This is a genomic window from Thermostichus sp. MS-CIW-25, assembly GCF_054060015.1.
In genome coordinates this window covers 35907-55745 of the sequence record NZ_JBSSCS010000015.1, presented here as the reverse complement: position 1 = coordinate 55745, position 19839 = coordinate 35907, and the positions used below count along the sequence as shown (strand labels likewise).

Annotated in this window: 16 protein-coding genes and 1 pseudogene; 7 read left to right on the top strand and 10 right to left on the bottom strand. The window is 56.8% G+C overall.

The genetic code is table 11. The features are described from left to right. Positions 1–146: 146 nt before the first annotated feature. The 5 genes from ACVWZ1_RS07355 to ACVWZ1_RS07335 all read right to left on the bottom strand — a co-directional run bounded on the left by ACVWZ1_RS07355 (position 147) and on the right by ACVWZ1_RS07335 (position 2957). Positions 147–437, bottom strand: a complete 291-nt coding sequence (locus ACVWZ1_RS07355; RefSeq protein WP_414329506.1) for a nucleotidyltransferase family protein — start codon at positions 435–437, stop codon at positions 147–149. A gap of 203 nt (positions 438–640) precedes the next feature. After that, positions 641–976: a putative toxin-antitoxin system toxin component, PIN family gene (locus ACVWZ1_RS07350; RefSeq protein ID WP_414329508.1), complete on the bottom strand. Its 336-nt coding sequence runs from the start codon at positions 974–976 to the stop codon at positions 641–643. Further along, positions 966–1190 carry a hypothetical protein gene (locus ACVWZ1_RS07345; RefSeq protein ID WP_457502987.1) on the bottom strand — a complete coding sequence of 75 codons (225 nt, stop codon included), beginning with the start codon at positions 1188–1190 and terminating at the stop codon, positions 966–968. Before ACVWZ1_RS07345 ends, ACVWZ1_RS07350 begins: the two co-directional genes overlap by 11 nt. A gap of 531 nt (positions 1191–1721) precedes the next feature. Further along, entirely contained in the window at positions 1722–2063 is a 342-nt protein-coding gene (locus ACVWZ1_RS07340; RefSeq protein ID WP_457502986.1) for a DUF4288 domain-containing protein, read from the bottom strand. Positions 2064–2684: 621 nt separating this feature from the next. After that, on the bottom strand, positions 2685–2957 hold the full coding sequence (locus tag ACVWZ1_RS07335) for a hypothetical protein (RefSeq protein ID WP_457502985.1): 273 nt from the start codon (positions 2955–2957) through the stop codon (positions 2685–2687). A gap of 510 nt (positions 2958–3467) precedes the next feature. Here ACVWZ1_RS07335 and ACVWZ1_RS07330 point away from each other — a divergent pair. From ACVWZ1_RS07330 to ACVWZ1_RS07320, 3 genes and pseudogenes are all read left to right on the top strand, one after another. Next, positions 3468–3635: pseudogene (locus ACVWZ1_RS07330) on the top strand (tyrosine-type recombinase/integrase); the annotation flags it as partial. A gap of 242 nt (positions 3636–3877) precedes the next feature. After that, positions 3878–7840, top strand: coding sequence for a magnesium chelatase subunit H (locus ACVWZ1_RS07325; protein ID WP_457502984.1), 3963 nt, complete (start codon positions 3878–3880; stop codon positions 7838–7840). A gap of 102 nt (positions 7841–7942) precedes the next feature. Beyond that, positions 7943–8317 (top strand): DUF6883 domain-containing protein, encoded by a 375-nt coding sequence (locus tag ACVWZ1_RS07320; protein ID WP_414330567.1) that lies wholly within the window; start codon positions 7943–7945, stop codon positions 8315–8317. Between the two features lie 269 nt (positions 8318–8586). On the opposite strand, the gene ACVWZ1_RS07315 is transcribed toward ACVWZ1_RS07320, so the two are convergent. The 3 genes from ACVWZ1_RS07315 to cphA all read right to left on the bottom strand — a co-directional run bounded on the left by ACVWZ1_RS07315 (position 8587) and on the right by cphA (position 12804). After that, positions 8587–9441, bottom strand: coding sequence for a prepilin peptidase (locus ACVWZ1_RS07315; RefSeq protein WP_457502983.1), 855 nt, complete (start codon positions 9439–9441; stop codon positions 8587–8589). 137 nt (positions 9442–9578) lie between these two features. Next, positions 9579–9779, bottom strand: coding sequence for a hypothetical protein (locus tag ACVWZ1_RS07310; protein ID WP_011432545.1), 201 nt, complete (start codon positions 9777–9779; stop codon positions 9579–9581). A 328-nt stretch (positions 9780–10107) separates the two neighbouring features. After that, positions 10108–12804 carry a cyanophycin synthetase gene (cphA, locus tag ACVWZ1_RS07305; protein WP_457502982.1) on the bottom strand — a complete coding sequence of 899 codons (2697 nt, stop codon included), beginning with the start codon at positions 12802–12804 and terminating at the stop codon, positions 10108–10110. Positions 12805–13061: 257 nt separating this feature from the next. On the opposite strand from cphA, the gene ACVWZ1_RS07300 reads away from it, so the two are divergent. Together ACVWZ1_RS07300 and ACVWZ1_RS07295 are read left to right on the top strand one after the other, a co-directional pair. After that, positions 13062–15338 carry a ComEC/Rec2 family competence protein gene (locus ACVWZ1_RS07300; RefSeq protein WP_457502980.1) on the top strand — a complete coding sequence of 759 codons (2277 nt, stop codon included), beginning with the start codon at positions 13062–13064 and terminating at the stop codon, positions 15336–15338. A 54-nt stretch (positions 15339–15392) separates the two neighbouring features. Continuing rightward, positions 15393–16412, top strand: a complete 1020-nt coding sequence (locus tag ACVWZ1_RS07295) for an ABC transporter substrate-binding protein (RefSeq protein ID WP_457502979.1) — start codon at positions 15393–15395, stop codon at positions 16410–16412. A gap of 126 nt (positions 16413–16538) precedes the next feature. Here the strand turns inward: ACVWZ1_RS07295 and ACVWZ1_RS07290 are convergent, their stop codons facing one another. Next, positions 16539–17336 carry an exonuclease domain-containing protein gene (locus ACVWZ1_RS07290; RefSeq protein ID WP_457502977.1) on the bottom strand — a complete coding sequence of 266 codons (798 nt, stop codon included), beginning with the start codon at positions 17334–17336 and terminating at the stop codon, positions 16539–16541. A gap of 58 nt (positions 17337–17394) precedes the next feature. Continuing rightward, complete coding sequence (locus ACVWZ1_RS07285; RefSeq protein WP_238376900.1) at positions 17395–17670, bottom strand: hypothetical protein; 276 nt, start codon at positions 17668–17670, stop codon at positions 17395–17397. Positions 17671–17906: 236 nt separating this feature from the next. Between ACVWZ1_RS07285 and ACVWZ1_RS07280 the strand changes: the two genes are divergently transcribed. Continuing rightward, positions 17907–18710, top strand: coding sequence for a prohibitin family protein (locus tag ACVWZ1_RS07280; RefSeq protein WP_457502976.1), 804 nt, complete (start codon positions 17907–17909; stop codon positions 18708–18710). An 80-nt stretch (positions 18711–18790) separates the two neighbouring features. Continuing rightward, positions 18791–19729 carry a prohibitin family protein gene (locus ACVWZ1_RS07275; RefSeq protein WP_457502975.1) on the top strand — a complete coding sequence of 313 codons (939 nt, stop codon included), beginning with the start codon at positions 18791–18793 and terminating at the stop codon, positions 19727–19729. Positions 19730–19839: the final 110 nt, after the last annotated feature.

Here is a 19839-nt window from a genome sequence, read left to right as displayed (position 1 = left end):
TTATCTGTCTCCCAAAGCAGACTAGGGGAACCTGGGATCCCCAAGTTGCTTTCCTGCAGTCTGAAACAACCATATATCCTGGCCCAGAGGGATCCTCATCTAACTTAATTGCCTCTATTTCCGATCTTACTCTGTTCTGCCAATCTCTAGAAGGCACGAACCACCTCCCGGAGAACGGATTCTTGCAGATAGGGCTTGAGGGAGTCAGGCGTACCTAGATCAACCGGACTCTCTAAAATTTCCTCTAGATATCGTTTCAAGCGTACAAAAGTGAACAATCCAACTGGACGGTCAAACTCTACTAGCAGATCGATATCACTGTCTGTTTGCGCTTCATCCCTTGCTACTGAACCAAAGAGCATTAGAGACTTTACGCCAAAGTCCTTCAGAGTGTTCTGGTGATTTGCCAGTAATGTAAGGACTTCCTGTTTTTGCATTACCCAACCTGCAATGAAAAGAAAAGTCCATTAGGAATTATAGCTCACCTATTTCCTCTCAATTACGACTCAAACAAAGATTCATAACGCTTTGCAGGTCGCAGGCACAGTTGAGCCGAGGCACACCTTGCAGAGGACAGGGATCCCTGGGTTCCCGCAATGAGGGCATTTGAGCTTGCTCATCATCTTGTCTCTGGGTACATCTAACGGCACGCACATCTTGCCTTGCCATTAACAGCCAGTTCAAGAAACTTGTCGTCTTTGGGATCACGACACGTCGCCACGCGCTCTACAATCTCCACCAAGACGCCATCTCTAACAAAAGTGCTCAAGAACTCCATCCGTTCTTCCTCGGTTATATACCTTTCAAATCCTTTGCGCCGCAGGACATCGCTCAATTCTTCAACGGTCACACGTGAGATAAGCAATTTGCCTCTCTGTGTTGCCCTGTCAAAGACTTGACGAGTGACAGAACATCTCAACAGGAGCGCACTGATAACAACATTGGTATCAAAAACAAAGCATGGTTCATTCGACATTCAGCAGAGATTCCAGTATCTCAGGAGTTAAGCCACGCTCCTGTGCTTTTTGGCTGATTTCATCTATGACAACCTGGAGGGGACGCGGTGGTACGATGAGGTCGCGCAGCCAAAGGTTAAGTAACAACTGAAACTTTCTTGGCAGGTCAGCAGGAATTTGACTGTAAAGTCTCGCTGTATCTGCATCCAGAGGAATGGTAATCACTGTGTTCATCTTTCCAACTCCTCGATGTTGGATATTATTACACTTGAGATTAAGTCGCGCTGGCTAACGGCTGAACTCACCCGCCACCCCAAACCAAGGATCCCAATCAGTAATCTACCTCAAGGTCGGGTGCAGTGACTTGTTATGTTGGGTAACCCATCAGCCCCAAAAGCATCAGGATCCCCAGCGACCAGCCCCCAGGGATCCCTATGTCCTAATCACCAAAACTTGACTGGGGCTGACAACATAACGTCTCCGACGCAGATGACATTTCAACCTTAACAAAGAGACTCAGTGCGGTCGATGTACAATGGGTAACCCATCAGCCCCAAAAGCATCAGGATCCTCAGTGACCAGCCCCCAGGGATCCCTAACCAATCACTGACTTTCTACCAAGGCTGGCAACATAATGACAATGATTTGGGATGAGGCTCGCGCTATATCGAGATTTCTGAGCTTGGTTGAGGGATCCATTTTTTTTGCTTATTGTATTGAGTACATTGAATTGAGACCATTAGAATTGAGCATAGGAAAGCCAAACTATAGTTCTTCACCTGACAAAAGTGGTTCAAACTCTTTATATGCTTGATAATTACGAAAATGTCGAGCGTAAATTTCTGCTCCATCAAGATCGACATCATACAAAACTTGATTCACATCAACAATATGCTTTAACTTCCACGTTATTGAGTCACCTACTTCATTATTAAATGTACATGTATGAGCGTTTGCATATTCCTGGGCTTTCTGATTTGCTTCTTCTAGAGAACTAGCCTTTATTAGCGTAAAACTCTCTTCAAAAAGAGTTTTATAGTCTGGCGATGATGATGAAGATTCATAAACTAACACAGCGATATAAACGTTTATGTCTTGACGATCCATTCTGATTCTCCAACTATTTCAAAAATCCGCGATCATTTAACAGCTTCCACGCTTTCTTGTAGTTTGCGGCATTTCCCGCCTTTATGTTGCCAAGTGTTTCGTTCAAAAGCTCTCCTGGAAATTCTTGTCTGATTGATGCTTTTCGGCATCTGCTAATGAAGCTATCAGCAATGTCACCCAAATTGTTATTAGCAACACAGTCGGCAGACCGACAACTGGCGGTGTAGAAAGCTGGATCCGCTGAGGATAGGGATCGCTCTACGGATGGGGCACAGGGATCCGGGGCAGGCAGATAACAGCTATCTTCTACCTTCAGGCAGATAACAGCTATCTTCTACCTTATTGCAGGCACATCCCGGCGGTTGATGGCACTCCAAGTTGACGTTGATGCAGCTATTGCCACAGGCTTTACCCGTCACACATCGACGACAACAGGTACTGCAATCGACGGGATCACCTGGCTGTGACCGTTCTACCCCAATGATGGACAGTGATGGATCCGAGTTAATAGTCGAAGCAGTCCGAGATCCACTGCCACAACCCACAAATAGGAGCAGCGATAACAGTATTAGAAAAAACTGTGCGAGCTTAAATGGTTGAGCTTTCATACAATGAGATCCATCAGTTTGCTTCACTCGTGCTAATTGAACGGTCGACGTAAATCCAAAGATGGTCAAGATAGGCGCCGTGGTTGAGCGTTGGTGCATTGGCAAGTTCTTTCATCACATCAGCAAGCGTTTGTGCCGCAGCCGTTTCAGTCAACCCCGAAGACTCCCAAGTACCCGTTGCGGTGTTTTTGATATTGCTAGCGTCGAGGATTCTTGCGATGTTATTTCTAACAACCGAACCTTGATCGGCGTTGAGGGAAAAACGAACAATAACTCGCCATGCCATGGAGCCTCTCCTTGTTCTGGTTACGGGTGAAGGTGAAACGTGCTGGGCAACTGAGCGCCCCAACATGTGTTTCTGCAGCTAGATGACTGATAATCACCTAAGAAGCAGACTTTTCCATCGCCTAGTGTAATGCTGCCCTAATTTGTCTGTATAGTCAACATTTTGAGCGATGATTACCTCCAAAGGGTTTTTATCTGGCTGAATGAGCATTAACACACCCATACCTAGACCCAGAAAGCTCCTGGAGCAAGTCAGCTAGAAATCGCAGGATCCGCACACTGTACTCATAAAGTCAGTGTCGGGAGGAATGTGCAACTTTATTTGCTCTATGTTATGATAATAGTGCGGACACCAGAAACGGTTATTTAAGGCACTGGTAACGGTCGATTGGGGCTGCTGTAAACCAGCCTAGAGGTTCGGGCCTGTTTTGTTCTCTGGTAGAGCAGAGCAGGCCCAGGGCTACTAAAAGCCTACTCTGTATCGCTAAAGCGGTACGGAGTCGGGTAGTTTACTTGCCACACCTTCCGCCATAGTTTTGCCACTCATCTCCTGCAAAACGGCTACGACATCCGCACCGTCCAAGAATTGTTGGGCCACAAAGATGTCAAAACCACCATGATTTACACCCATGTGCTGAATAAAGGCGGGCGCGGGGTGAGAAGTCCATTGGATCCTTAGAAGGGGACGCTCTCTGGGGAAAGGATCCTCTTTCCCTTTACAGTACCTCAGCGATCATTGCGAATTGTTACGACCTTGCCGCCATGCTCCCAGCAGGGATCCGTTTCTCTGGTAGAACGGGAAACAGACAATAGGGGATCCTGCCTATCGCGTCAGCGGGACGGAGTCCTTTCGCGTCAGCGGGACGGAGTCCTTTCCCCAGTTCACCCCATCTTTTGCATTGCACGACGGAGAGCGACCGCATGTTTACTCTGGTTAAGCCCATCACCCGCCACGTTACCCCTGCCGAGGTGGGGGATCGCCGCTTGATGAAGGTGGTGTATGTGGTGTTGGAGCCGCAATATCAGAGTGCCCTGACCGCAGCAGTGCAGCACATCAACGCCCACAACTCCAAGCTGGCGGTGGAGCTGTCCGGCTATCTGGTGGAGGAGCTGCGGGATCCCGCGGGCTATGAGGCTTTTCGGCGGGATCTGGAAACGGCCAATGTCTTTATCGGATCCCTGATTTTTATCGAAGACATTGCCCAGAAGGTGGTGCAGGCGGTAGAGCCCCTGCGGGAACGGCTGGATGCGGTGGTGGTGTTTCCCTCCATGCCGGAGGTGATGCGCCTGAACAAGATGGGATCCTTTTCCATGGCGCAGCTGGGACAGTCCAAGAGCGCCATCGCCCAGTTTATGCGCAAGCGCCAGCAGGGATCCAACTTCCAGGAGGGGATGTTGAAGCTGCTGCAGACCCTGCCCAAGGTGCTGAAGTATCTGCCCTTCGACAAGGCGCAGGATGCCCGCAACTTCATGCTCAGCTTTCAGTATTGGCTGGGGGGATCCCGCGAGAACCTGGAGAACTTTTTGCTGATGCTGGCGGATCGCTACCTGCCGGGGATGCGGGGGCAGCTCTCCTTTGCCGAGCCGGTCACCTATTTGGAGATGGGCATCTGGCACCCCTTGGCGCAGCAGATGTTTGCCAGTCTGGCGGAGTATTTGGATTGGTACAACGCCCGCGAGGATCTGCCGCAGGACGTGAAGGATCCCTTGGCTCCCTGCGTGGGGTTGGTGTTGCAGCGCACCCACCTGGTGACGGGGGATGATGCCCACTACGTGGCCATGGTGCAAGAGCTGGAGTCGCGCGGGGCGCGGGTGGTGCCGGTGTTTGCCGGGGGTCTAGATTTCTCCAAGCCAGTGAACGAGTTTTTCTGGAACGCGCAGAAGACAGCGCCCATTGTGGATGTGGTCGTGTCGCTAACCGGGTTTGCCCTGGTGGGAGGGCCGGCGCGGCAGGATCACCCCAAGGCGGTGGAAGCGCTGCAACGGCTGAATCGCCCCTACATGGTGGCGCTGCCCTTGGTGTTTCAATCGACGGAGGAATGGGCTGCCAGCGACCTGGGGCTGCACCCGGTGCAGGTGGCTCTGCAGATTGCCATTCCCGAGCTGGACGGGGCCATTGATCCCATCATCCTCTCAGGGCGGGACGCGGCCACCGGCAAAGCCCATGCCATGCAGGATCGGATCGAGCTGATCGCGGCGCGGGCCATTAAATGGGCCAATTTGCGGCGCAAGCCCAAGCTGGAGAAGAAGATCGCCATCACCGTCTTCAGCTTCCCACCGGACAAAGGCAATGTGGGGACAGCAGCCTACTTGGATGTATTTGCCTCTATTCACCGGGTGATGCAGGCCCTGGCCCACAACGGCTATGACCTCGGCCCCGAGCTGCCCAAAACCCCGCAGGAGCTGATGGAGTCCATCCTGCACGATCCCCAGGCCCAGTACGCCAGCCCGGAGCTGAATGTGGCCGCCAAACTGTCGGTGCGGGAATACGAGGCGCTGACACCCTACGTGAAAGCCATCGAGCAATACTGGGGGCCAGCGCCGGGGCACCTGAACACCGACGGGCAAAACCTGCTCATCTACGGCAAGCACTTCGGCAATGTGTTCATCGGGGTGCAGCCCACCTTCGGCTATGAAGGGGATCCCATGCGGCTGCTTTTTTCCAGGTCAGCCAGCCCCCACCACGGCTTTGCTGCCTACTACACCTACCTGGAGAAAGTGTGGGGGGCGGATGCGGTGTTGCACTTTGGCACCCATGGATCCCTGGAGTTTATGCCGGGCAAGCAGATCGGCATGTCGGGCGAGTGCTATCCGGATAATCTAATTGGATCCCTGCCCAACCTGTACTACTACGCCGCCAACAACCCCAGTGAGGCCACTATTGCCAAGCGGCGGGGCTACGCCTGCACCATCAGCTACCTGACGCCGCCGGCAGAAAACGCCGGCCTCTACAAAGGGCTGCAGGAGCTGCGGGAGCTGATCGGCTCCTACCAAACCCTGCGGGAGGGGGCGCGGGGCATCGCTATCGTCAACGCCATCTGCGACAAGGCGCGGCTGGTGAACCTGGACAAGGATGTGGAGTTGCCCCAGGGGGACGCCGCCCAGTTGAGCTTGGAAGAGCGGGACAGGGTGGTGGGCAAGCTCTACGCCAAGCTCATGGAGATCGAGTCGCGGCTGCTGCCCTGTGGCCTGCACGTGATCGGGGCGCCCCCCACCGCCGAAGAGGCGATTGCCACCCTGGTGAGCATTGCCAGCATTGACCGCCCCGAAGAAGGGATCCTCGGCCTGCCCCGCATTCTCGCCCAAAGCCTGGGCCGGGATATCGATGAGATCTACCGCAACCGGGATCGGGGACACCTGGCGGATACGGAGCTGCTGGATCGCATCAACAAGGCCTGCCAGAAGGCGGTGGCGGCGCTGGTGCAGGAGCAGACCGACGCCCAGGGCCGGGTCGCGCGGGTGGCCAAGCTCAACTTTTTCAACATGGGCCGGCAAGCCCCCTGGTTGGCAGTCCTAAAAGAAGCGGGCTACCCCCAGGTGGATCCGGATCTTTTGAAGCCTTTGTTTGAGTTCCTGGAGGAGTGCCTCAAGCAAATTACGGCAGATTATGAGCTGGGATCCCTGCTGCGGGCCTTGGAAGGGGAGTACATTTTGCCGGGGCCAGGAGGGGATCCCATCCGCAACCCCAATGTGTTGCCGACAGGGCGCAACATCCACGCTTTGGATCCCCAGTCCATCCCCACGGCAGCCGCGATTAAGTCGGCGGAGATCGTGGTGGAACGGCTGCTGGCTCGCGAGATGAGCAGTAACGGTGGCCGGTACCCGGAAACCATCTCGGTGGTGCTCTGGGGCACCGACAACATCAAGACCTACGGGGAGTCGCTGGCGCAGGTGCTGTGTTTGCTGGGGGTGCGACCCAAACCCGATGCCCTGGGGCGGGTGAACAAGGTGGAGCTGATCCCCTTGGAGGAACTGGGCCGGCCCCGCATTGATGTGGTGGTGAACTGCTCGGGGGTGTTCCGGGATCTGTTTGTTAACCAGATGGATCTGATCGACCGGGCGGTGAAGCTGGCGGCCACGGCCAACGAGCCCCTAGAGCTGAACTTCGTGCGCAAGCACGCCTTGCAGCAGGCAGAAGAGCTGGGGCTGACCCTGGAACAGGCGGCGACGCGGGTCTTTTCCAATGCGTCTGGCTCCTACTCGGCCAACATCAACCTGGCGGTGGAAAACAGCTCTTGGGAAGATGAAAGCGAGCTGCGGGAGATGTACCTATCCCGCAAGTCCTTTGCCTTCGGCTCGAATCTGCCTAACCAGCAGATGCGACAGCTCTTCGAGGCCAGCCTGAAAACGGTGGATGTGACCTTCCAGAACCTGGACTCCTCGGAGATCAGCCTGACCGATGTCAGCCACTACTTCGACGCGGATCCCACCAAGCTGGTGCAAAGCCTGCGCCCCGACGGCAAGGCCCCCTCGGCCTACATGGCAGATACCACCACCCCCAACGCCCAGATCCGCACCCTGAGCGAAACCATCCGTCTGGACGCCCGCACCAAGCTCCTCAACCCCAAGTGGTATGAGGGGATGCTCAAGCACGGCTACGAAGGGGTACGGGAGATCGCCAAGCGGCTGGTCAACACCTCCGGCTGGTCAGCTACGGCAGGCGCGGTGGACAACTGGATCTACGAGGAAACCAACGAGACCTTCATCAAGGATGAGGCCATGCGGCAGCGCTTGATGAACCTCAACCCCCACTCCTTCCGGCGCATTGTCGGATCCCTGCTGGAGGTGCATGGGCGTGGCTACTGGCAGACTTCCCAGGCCAATATCGAGCGCCTGCAGGAGCTGTATCAGGAGATCGAGGACAGAATCGAAGGGGTGGAGTAATTAATATGGTTGTTTCAGGTTAGCGTGAGACGTCTGGGCTACTGTTCGCGCCAGCGGGACGGAGTCCTTAGACCTTACGTGAAGTCGGCAAAAGCTGCAACCATGGCCGGATCCTTGCCCAGGGCTTCTGAAGCAGCAGTGGATCCTGCCAAGTTCGTTGATTACTCTATGAATCCAGCTAATCCTGGAAATCAAGGCAAGTGGATTGCCTTTGCAGAGCTTGGCTATGATGTCAGTACACCAGAGGGAAGAAGGGTGGGATTTGCTCACATTCTGCAACAGGTTACTGCTGCTCTGCCTTGCGCCTTAGCCGGGGATCCGTTTCCAACACCCTATGGAAGCCGCTATCGAGTCAAGATTGAAATTTTGGGCCTCAATCAGAAAAAAGGCACTTTAGTGACCGTGTGGCAGGTTGATAAGGAAAGTTTAATCCCTCGTTTGGTCACCAATTGGCTAGAGGTACACAATGATGAGTAAAACCACTTCTAGAATCAAGCCATACAGTAGAGTCAAAACTGTGGCAGATGTCAAGGAGTATTTCAGCGAGACCACTATTCCTGCTGGAACTCAGGGATCCATTGTGGAATGTTACTCAGATCCCACTGAAGGCTATGCGGTTGATTTAGCGGTTCCGGATTTGAGCTTGGTAGGAGGTTTTCGATATTTTAATCTCATTCTTTTTCCCGATCAGTTTGAAGTCATAGATCCCGAAACATGAAGTATCCAATGTTGAATGGACGTTCCCTCTACCCCACCAGGTCAAGCCAGCGCAGGTAGCCCTCCACCAGTTGGGATCCGGCTAGAGCGGCTACCCCTCCGCCCATAGCCAAGTAGGGGCCGAAGGGGATGGGCTTTCCCAGGCGGGCCCGCCCCTTGGTCATGGCCAGCAAGCTAGCCAGCAGGCCAAACCCGGAACCCAAAAGAAGGGCCACCACCACCCCCTGCCAGCCCAACCACATGCCGATCAGGGCCAACAGCTTGCCATCTCCCCCGCCCATAGCCTCCCGCCCCAAGACCCAATGGGCCAAGAGGCCAATGCCCTCCAGCAGCCAGAGGCCCAGCACAGCTCCTGCAATCCCTTCCACCAGTGACAGGCCTGTAGCGGCCAGGGATCCGGATCCCTGGAGCCACGGCAGAGCCAGGCGGGCCAAAAGCCCCACCACCAGGCCTGAACGGGTCAGCTCCTCCGGCAGCAAAAAGGTATCCAGATCGATGAGCGCCAGGGCCAACAGCCAGCTCAACAAGATGCAGGTGAGGATCCCTTGGGCAGAAAACCCCAAAGCGCCGATGCTGAGGGCAAACAGCCCCATCGTCAACGCCTCAACGGCAGGGTAGCGCCAGCTAATCTGCACCCCGCAATGGCGGCAGCGACCGCGCAGCAACAACCAGCCCAGGATGGGAATGTTCTCCGTGGGGCCCAGCGGCGTCTTGCAGCTTGGACAATGGGATCCGGGATGGAGCAGAGAAAGACCCTGCGGCAGGCGATAGACCACCACGTTCAAGAAGCTGCCCACACAGGCCCCCAGCACCAGTACCAGCACCCAGGCCAACAGGCGCAGCTCCCAGATTCTGTTGGCGTCGGCGCTGCTCAGCCACATCATGCTCAGCCACATCATGTGAGCGTTGTGCAGTAGGGGAGAATCTCGAGCATGGCAGCCATTCCCATCGCGTCGGCAGGACGGAGTCCCTAAAGGCAGAAAAAGGAAGGATCTGCTCTGTCAGCGTAGCTCCTTGTGCCTCACCGCAGCGGCTCCAATTGCTGCAGCGGAATAAAAGTTTCCTGGGGCAGCAGGATGGGGAACTCGGAAAAGATCAGATCCCCTCGCAGGGTACGGCGGTGAATAACTACCCCCCGCGGAGGTTGCTCCAGCACTTCCGGTCGATACTGCAGATGAAATTGATAAATCTGGCGAGCCGCTTGAAGCAGAGCGCTGTCCATGAGCTGTTTTCCTTGCCAAATTCACAACTACCCTAACGACATTCCCATCGCGTCGGCGGGACGGAGTCTTTAGACCTTTTGGGATCCCCAAAGTTCTGTCTGCCATCCCTCAGACTTTTTTAGAACGGTTAAGGCTTCTGAAAAGCCGAGGATCCCCTGAGCCGAACACCTGCTGCTTCCCAAAAGACAAGTCACCCGCCAGCCTAAACTTAGGATATCGCCGCCGAGGACTTATGGGTCACCTCCGCCCACTCAATTCTCGATGTCTGTCCAGATGTCTGTCCAGGAATGGAGGCCATAGAGCACTCTGGAGTTGTCGGCAGCCAGCCTAAGACAGTTTGACGTCAGGGCTGGGGGAGATCAAATCTGGGCCGATGCTGTAGGAGGAGCCACGGTAACTGGGTTTGGGATTGAGCTTGTCTTGAAAGCGGGTGATGATCTGGATGGTGCGCTGTACATCCGCCGGAAAGATCACCACCAGGTCTCCGGGTTCGGCTTTCTCCAGAGCGGTTTCGATAGCAGTTGCCTCATCCAAGATTTCCTGCAGACGATCCCCTGCCTTTTCCTGTTCCCAACCCTGCCGGATTAGGGCGGCCACCTCGCCTGGTTCCCGTCCTCGCCGGTCATCATCTTCTTTGACAATGGCTCGGTCGAACATGCGCGCTGCCAAGACTCCCAGCTCTCGTAGGTCGCTGTTGCGCCGATCCCCAGGCCCGCCGATAACCCCAATTTTTCGTTGGCAATCCCAGCGCTCCAGGGTACTTTGAATGGCTTCGTAACCTGCTGGGTTGTGGGCATAGTCCACCAACACCTGGTAGCCCCCTACATCAAACAAGTTGAGGCGACCGGGGGTCTGGGCTACAGAACTGGTGAAGGTGCCCAGCGCCATGCGGATGTCGTCGATGGAAACCCCGTGCAGGAAGGCTGCCAAAGTAGCGGCCAGCACATTTTGGATCATGAAGCTGGCCTTGCCAGAGAGGGTGAGGGGAATTTTGGTTACATCTTCTATGCGCAGTTTCCAGCCCCGTTTCAAAATGGAGATGTGGCCCTCTTCATAAACAGCCGCCGTGCCCCCGGAAGCAATGTGCTTTTGAATGAGGGGATTTTCCGGGTTCATGCTGAAATAGGCCACTGTCGCCTTGACATTGGCGGCCATGGCGGCCACCAGACCATCATCGGCATTCAAGACAGCGTAGCCCCGCTCGTGTACCGCTTCCACCAAGACGGATTTGACGCGGGCCATGTCTTCTAGGGTTTCGATATCCCCCAACCCCAGGTGATCTGAGGTTACGTTGAGCACCACGCCAATATCGCATTCCGGAAACCCCAGCCCCTCTCGCAAAATGCCGCCTCGCGCCGTTTCCAGCACCGCCACTTCTACGGTGGGATCCCTGAGCACCAGGCGGGCGCTGTGGGGGCCGGTCATGTCTCCCTTGGCAATTTGATGGTTTTGGATGTAAACGCCGTCGGTGGTGGTGAAGCCGACCCGCTTGCCGATGCCTTTGAGGATGTGGGCGATCAGGCGGGTGGTGGTGGTTTTGCCGTTGGTGCCGGTGACGGCCAGGATGGGGATGCGGGTGTGGCTGCCGGGGGGGAAGAGCATGTCGATGATGGGCTCGGCCACATTGCGCGGGATCCCTTCGCTGGGGGCCAGGTGCATGCGCAAACCCGGAGAAGCGTTCACCTCGACAATGCCGCCACCGGTTTCGTTGACGGGCTGGGCAATGTCCGGGCAGATGAGGTCGATGCCCGCCACATCCAGGCCGATGATCTGAGCTGCCCGTTCGGCAATGAAGGCGTTGTAGGGATGGATGATATCGGTGCAATCGACGGCGATGCCTCCGGTGCTCAGGTTGGCGGTGGATTTGAGGGTGCAATGTTCTCCTTTGGGCAGCACCGTATCCAGGGTGTAGCCTTTGCTTTCGAGGATACGCAGGGTCATGTCATCAACGCTAATTTGGGTCAGCACGTTTTCGTGGCCAAACCCCCGCCGCGGATCCCTGTTGACTTCGTCGATCAGCTCTTGAATGGTGGAGCGGCCATCTCCCACCACATAGGCTGGGATCCGCTTGGCCACAGCCACCAGCTTGTTGTTGATCACCAGCAGTCGGTAGTCATCCCCCACCAGGTGCTTTTCCACCAACACCACATCGGAGTATTGGCTGGCGGCATCGTAGGCGATCTCGGCGGCTTCCAGGCTGGTGATGTTGACGGTGATGCCCTTGCCGTGGTTGGCGTTAAGGGGCTTGATCACCACCGGAAAGCCCCCGACATCCTCGATGGTGGCTGCCAACTCGCTGCGGCGACGCACCGTATAGCCCTTGGGCACCGGGATCCCCATGTCCTGCAGCAGTTCTTTGGTGGCCTGCTTGTCGGCGGCCAGGTCGGTAGCAATGATGCTGGTTTTTTCAGTGGTGGTGGCTTCGATGCGCTTTTGGTAGACGCCGTACCCCAGTTGCACCAGGGATCCCTTGTTGAGGCGCAGATAGGGGATCCCGCGCAGGGCGGCCTCGTCCAGCAAAGCTTGGGTGCTGGGGCCGAAGCGGACGTTCTCTCGGATCTCTCGCAACTCTTGAATGTCCAGTTCTAGGTCGCGGCGGTAGTCTTCTCCGTCCACCAAAGCCTGACAGAGGTAGACTGCAGCTTTGGCCGCAAAGCGCCCGGCCTCTGCCTCCTGATACTCGAACACCACGTTGTAGGTGCCGGGGGTGGAGGTTTCGCGGGTGCGGCCAAAATCCACTTTCATGCCGGCCAGGGTCTGCAGCTCCAAGGCCACATGCTCCACCACATGGCCCATGAGGGTGCCCTCTTCCACCCGTTGCAAGAATCCCCCATAGCAGCCGCGGGAGCACTGGTGTTCCCACAGTCCCGGCAACAGGGCCTCCAACCTTTCCTTGAAACCTGGGATGGTGTTGGTGGGTCGCTCCTGCAAGTCTTCCAGATCAAGCCGCATTTGAATCAGCTTATGACGACGGATGCTCCAGTAGTTGGGGCCACTGAGAACGCGGATGGATCGGATGCGCATAGGGTCTAGGGGAAACAGCGGGGAAGGGGACAGATAACTTAGGGTCGTTTTAGGGTCGTTTTCAGGATGCCGGCGCAGGAAACTGCCAAGGACTACATCCCGCTGGCGCGACCAGCCCTAATCTACACTCCCTTTGCCAAGGTCGAGAAAGAGTATCCTTTAATACAATTCTTTCGGCAGGCGAGCAAGGTTAAGACAACGCAATGGATCCCGCTTGACCACATCGGTACAGTGGGGGGCAGACGGGTCTGCGGCACATGGAAAGAACCTATCTGCTGGGGTTGGGCTGGATCTTGGGCCTGCTGGTGCGGGCTTGGCCCCAGGCTGCCGGGTGGGGCTGGGGGATCCTGCTGGGATTGGGGCTGGCGGGATCCCTGCTGTGCCGGCGGCGACTGCGTCTGGCCCGCACTTGGCTGGCGATGGGGCTGGTGGGGTGTCTGGCTTGGAATTACCTGGGTTGGCGGCAGCCTTTTCCCGGCCCGACGGATATCAGCCTGTTGGCCCCCCAGCAGCAGATGAACTTGGTGGGCACCGTCCTCTCGGAACCCCGTCCCACCCGCAGCGAACGGCGGCAATTTTGGCTGAGAGCAGAGCAGGTGCTCAACGCCGACTCCACGGCCCGCCAGGTCAGCGGCAAGCTCTACGTCACCACCGGCCCTGAGGCCCTCCAGGACAAGGATCTCCACCCCAACCAACGGGTGCGCCTGACGGGATCCCTGTACCTTCCCAGTCCGGCCTTGAACCCGGGCAGCTTTGATTTTCAAGCCTACCTGCAGCGCCAGGGGGCTTTTGCCGGCTTCAGCGCCCGTGAGGTGATCCTGCAGCCGGGGGGAAGAGGTTGGGGGGGCTGGGTGTTGCGGCGGCGGGTGCGAGAGGCGTTCGTTGCTGGATTGGGGGAGCGGCAGGGGAATCTGTTGGCTTCCTTGGTGCTGGGATCCCGGGCCGCCCAATTGGATTTCGACTTGCAGGATGCCTTCCGGGAAATCGGCATGGCCCATGCGCTGGCCGCCTCTGGGTTTCATGTGTCGCTGTTGGTGGGGGTGGTGTTTGTCCTAACACGGCGGTTGGCGGTGCGCCTGCAGCAGGGGATCATTCTGGCAGTGCTGGGGCTTTACATTGCCCTGACGGGGTTCAGCCCTTCGGTGTTGCGGGCAGCACTGATGGGGGCAGCAGCCATGGTGGTGCTGACGGAGCCGCGCCTGGAAGGAAAGGTGAAGCTCAATCCCCTGGGGACGCTACTGGTGGCGGCAGTTTTGCTCTTAATCTACGAGCCGCTGTGGATTACAGGCCTGGAGTTTCAGCTCAGCTTTGCCGCCACCCTGGGCCTGCTGGTCGGAACAGCCCCAATTGTTTCCCGGCTGGACTTTTTGCCTCCGGCTGTGGCCACCGCCTTGGCCGTTCCTCTGGCCGCCCAGATCTGGACTTTGCCGCTGCAGGTGGCCATCTTTGGCCGCATCCCCACCTATTCACTGCTGGCCAACCCGCTGCTGCTGATTCTGCTAGTGCCGCTGCTGGTGGCGGGGTTCGGGGTGGCGTTTGGGGCTTTGCTCTGGCCGGGGCTGGGATCCCTGCTGGCAAGGCCCCTAGGGCTGCTTCTCACGCCTTTGATCAACTGGGTGAGCTGGATAGCCGGTTGGCCCTTCAGCTCCTACTACACCGGCGGAGTTTCTCTGCTCCAGTGCTTGCTCCTCTACGGCGCGCTGGTGGCCGTGACCTTTTGGCCACGGTGGCAACGGGCTTTCCGCTGGCAGGGCACTGCCTTGATCCTGGTCGGGATCCTGTTGGGGCCGGGGTTGTGGCCGGGGCCAGCCGTTCAGATCACCGCCCTGGCCAGTGGGCGAATCCCCATCCTGGCCATTCAAGCGGAAGGACGCCACCTCTTGCTCAACAGCGGGGATCCCCGCCTGGCAGAACGCACAGTAGTGCCCTTTTTGCGGCAGCAGGGCTTGCGCCGTCTGGATGGAGCGGTGGCCATGACCTCCGCCGGCTCTGCCAATGGCGGCTGGGAGATCCTGCTGTCGGCTTTCTCCAAAGGACTGCGTCCCGCCAGCGCGATTGGGCAATTTTGGGATGGGGGAGGGGCCAATGCGGCTTCCGAAAGTTACCTGCGCTCCCTCAGTGCTGTGCAAGCTGCCGGGATCCCCTATCGAGTGTTGCAGCCTGCCGACCGGATCCCGGTGTCGCAGCGGTTGAGCCTACAGGCCATCCACACCAACCCCCTGGTGTTGACTTTAGAAACAGAGGGATCCCATTGGCTGCTGCTGGGCTCTGCCGGCACCCATGTGCAAGCCGAGCTAACCGGATCCCCGCTGATGCCGGCCCAGATCGACTGGCTATGGTGGGACGGAGGATCCCTGATTTTGGATCTCCTGGAGCGCTTTCAGGTGCAGGCGGGCATTAGCTCTGGCTCTGTCGGCGAGACGGTGGTCACCTGGTTCCGGCAGAAACAACGACCTCTCTACGTAGCCGATCGTTCTGGAGCGGTGAGCTGGTCGCGACGGGGTGTGCAAACCCTGAGAGCGCAATTGGACTGAGCCGTGCTGTAGCCTGAAATACAGACTCGATGGGTTGCAGAAAGCAACAATCGATTGTTCTTTTCTCAATCCATCCAGAAGCCCAGAATGATGAAACGTCGCGATCTCTTGAAATACGGAGCAGCTTGTTCTGCCACGCTTGCTCTGCCGGTGCAGCAGGTTCGTCGCGTAGAGGCGGCAACCTCCATGTCCTTTCAGTTTGATTGGAAGTTTAACGCCCAGTTCGCGGGCGTGTTTGTGGGGATCGATGCCGGTTTGTACGCAGAGAAGGGTATCGCACTTGAGCCTCGGCCCTGGTCGGATGGGGTTAATGTGGTTGCCGAGGTAGCTATGGGCAAGGCTGACTTTGCCTGTGCCGAACAGAATCTCATTCTTGCGGCTCAGGCTGATGGTGCCTCTGTCAAGGCGATTGCGACGATGTTTAAGGCCTCACCCTATGGCCTGATGACCACCCCGAACCAGTCACTTTCTAGCCTGGCCGATCTGCGAGGCAAGCGAGTTGGTGTACATCTGGATGGGCTGAAGATCATGGCGCTGGTCAAGGGGGTGAACGGCATCGAAGATATCGAGGTGGTGGAGATCCCCTACAGCAACAAGTACGAACGTGTTCTATCGGGTGAGTTTGCCGCTGTACAGTGCTACGTGATCGACGAGCCCATTGGGGTTGCGAAGCAGTTCGGCGTTGAACCAAAGGTTCTCAAACTTTCGGATCACGGCCTCCTCTCGACAGCACAGACCATCGTAGCCTCGGAGGCGACGCTGGCCGATAAACCTGAGCTTGTTCGTGCCGCTATGGCAGCAACTTTCGAGGGTTGGAAACGGGCTCTAGCCGATAAACCCAAGACGGCAGCCATGATCGTAGAAAGGTTTGTCCCTGAGGGATCCCCCTACAAGGATGTTGCCTATCAAACCCGTACTCTTGAGCTTCTCGAGCCCTATGTCACTGCAGGGGGCCGGTTGGGCGAAATCGATCCCACTGTTTGGAAGAAAGCAGCGGAACTCATGATGGAATACGGAATCCTGGAGAGCTTGCCTGATCTGACCTCAACTCTGGCTCCTGGCTTCGTCAGCTAAACTCTTCCTTGGCAGATGTAGCCCAAAGTTCGGGTTCATAGTTAGTATAGGATTATACCAAATTGTGTGGCCAAGGTGTGGGTTTGGAGGGCCCCATTCGTAGGATCGTTGCCAGACCATTAGCCCTCAATCCGCTGCCTCAGCCGCAACACTTCTTTCCGCCAAGGCTTCCACCTCGTCACGGCGATACAGATAGGCTCCGCTGCGGCTAGCGCGTGCCATTAGCCCCGCAGTTTCCATCTGTGCACGGGCTTCGCGAGTAGAACAGCCCAAGATTTGTGCTGCTTCGCTAACTGGGATCCACTGCCGCCCAAAACGGGCCAATATTTGTTCTTCCGGTTCACAATACACCTGCTGCAATAGCCGCTCTGCCAGCAGCCAACAGGCCAAGGCATCGGCTGCGGCTCGGTGGGAGTATTTTCCCCCCGCCACCAGCGGCTCACCCAACTGCAACTGAAAATGTTCCACCAAAGCGGGCAAACTGCGGGAGGGCAAATCCGGCAATAACAGCCGTGCCAACTGTAGGGTGCAGAACTGATCTGGTTTCGGTCGGACAAATGGGATCCCTAGCCGCCCGTATTCCATTTGCAAAAAGCCGTAGTCGAAGGCGAGATTGTGGGCCGTCAGCGTTCCTGACTCCAGATCGGCTTGAATTTCTGGCCAAATTACCGCCGGGTCAGATCCCTGGGCCACCATCTCGGGCGTAATGCCTGTCAATCGCACAATTGAGGGGGGGATGGGAATGCCGGGATCCAACAACCAAGCCCTGTGGTCGAGAATACCTTGCTCTAGACTGGCCTTGAGCAGTGAAATTTCGATGACCCGTTGCCCAGGCACACAGGATCCCGTGGTTTCCACGTCCACAACCGTCAGGGTCTGGTGACGCAAGCGACGATAATACTGCAAAAGTTCCCGAGAGCGCACAACCGGATGGAGACAAAGACCAACCCCATCTTCGCCCGCAACAGGGATTCTTATACCCCTACACCTGCAGCGGTTCCCTGGGACAAGCGGGCAGTTGCCAGCACATCTCCAGCCAGCTTTTTAGCTCCTCAGGTTGGCCCATGAGGCTCATTTCCACCAGCAGAATGGCGGCTCGGTCGGCGGCTCCTTTGGATCCCAGACGAATCAAGGCAGACAGGCTTTCTTCCCGCCAGCAGACGGATACCCCCTGCCGGATCAAGGCCCGGGCGGCAACGGGGATGCACGAGAGTGGCACTTGGATGTCCCGCCGCTCGTAATCGGGAATGGACAGCATGAACGGCAACCCAAATCTTTATTATGTCTTAATCTTCTTCCCTTTTCGCCTGTCCGTCACGGGTCTTTGCAAAGTATGAAGTGATCTTTTGTGAACTTTGTAGAGAACTCGACATCGTTGCGAATAGTGGGAGAGAAAGACAGGGATCCCTGTAGAAGGCTTAAAAGATAGCGGAAATTTCTCGGCCCCAACTTCTCACAGCTGCGAGAATAGCTGCATGCGCAGGAGATGGGGAGATGCGAGCAGAAGGTTGGGAAAGGCGAGTTGGTCGCTGGTTGCCCAAGGCCACCCTTGCCGGAGCCGTATTGATCCTAGTGGCGATGGGCAGGCCGCTGCGACTGGTGGGCAATGGAGAAAATATGGTGGTGTTCACCTGGGGAGGGGGGGTGAGCCCGATGGCTTTGCAGCCAGGTCTGCATTGGGTGCCGCCTTTTGTCTCGCGCACGGTTACCTTCGATGTAAAAACGCAGGCCCTCACCTGGAAGGACAACGACCCGACTGCCTACGCGCCGCGGCTGGTGGCTCTTTCTCAGGATGGGCAGCAGATTGCGGCTGAGGCGACGCTGCAGTTTCGCATTGTGGACGCCCCCAAGGTCTATACGCAACTGGGGGAAAATTACCTGGATCGCATCGCTCCCATTGTTCGGTCGGTCATCCTGAACGAGACCAGCGGCTTTTCCGCCCAGGCTCTGTATTCCACGGAGCGCCCGCTGCTGCAAGGACAAATTCGGGAACAGGTGGCTCTTCTGCTGAAGGAATACGGCATCGAGGTTTTGGATTTTCTGCTGCGGGATGTGGATTTCGATCCTGATTTCGTAGCGGCCATTGAGGCAAAAACCATTGCTGAAAATCAACTGGCGCAAAAGCAATTTGAGATCGAGCAGGCCCGCCAAGATGCCCGCGCCATCATTTCTCAAGCTGAGGCGGAAGCCGGTCAATTGAGAGCCAAAGCACAGGCCCTCACCCAAAATCCGCAGTACCTAGAGGTGGTCAAAGCCGCGGTACTGGGATCCCGTCTGGAAACTTTGATCACCAAATAACTCAACAGGAAATCAATCCTTTTAGCCTGTCCCCAATTTCCTCAGCTCTTCTCACCGACCCTAAAACGGGAGCAGCCGCCATGTATCCAACAGGAGAAGCACCCCACAGCAGAGCCGGTTGGCTGACCGCGGGAGGGATCGCCCTCTTGGCAGCTCTGGGGATGTTCCGCTCTTGCCTGTACGTCACTTTGCCCGGACATGCCACTGTAGTGTTCAATACCTTTTCCGGGCTGCAAAAGGGGCGGGTAGAATTGCCGGGGGTCATCTTCCGGATTCCAGGGATCGAAACGCCGATCACCTACACCGTGCTCACCCGCGTTTGGGAGTTTACCAACGACCCCGCCTCGGCCAATGCCATCAGCAACGCCATCACCGTGAACACCGCCGATGGGCAAGCCTTTGCCATCGATGTGGCCATTGCCCTCAAGCCCAACCTCGCCACTTTGGACGAGCTGCACGCCAGCATCGGCGAGAACTATCTTTCCACGGTGGTGGTGCCGGTGGTGCGCTCCAAAATCCGGGATATCTCCGCCTCTTTCAATTCGGAAGACTTTTACCGGAAAAGCCAGCGGGCTGCCATCGAACAACGAGCGCTGGACTTGATTCGCCAAGAGATGCCTACTGTCAACCGCGATGGCCAAACCCTGCCTCTGGTGCAGGTGGAGGGCCTGTTTCTGGGCAACCCCAATTTCCCACAAGCCTTAAGAGACTCGATTGAACGCAAACAGGTGGCCTCGATTACAGCACAAACGGCGGCAGTGCGGGCGCAAATTCAGGAAAAAGAGACCGAGCGGCTGCTGATCTTGGCGGCGGCCAACCAGCGGGCCATTGAGCTGAAAGGACAAGCGGCAGCGCAGAACGCGCAACTGGCGGATCTGCTGTTCTACGAGAAGCTGCAAGAGCGCATCCAAAACCCGACGGGCTCGCTGCCCCGTTTGCGCATCATCCGCGTCGAGGGAGATGCCACCGTGTTTCTCAATGTGGATCCCCATCAGGCAGCCCTGCAAAGAGGGCAGTAGGTTCAGCGAAGTTGCGGAGTACAGTCTTAAAAACCTGGGTGTAGAGTGTGTCTAGATACGAGGGCTGAGGGATGCCGTTTGAGTTTGTTGGCATCCTACCGCCAAGTGTT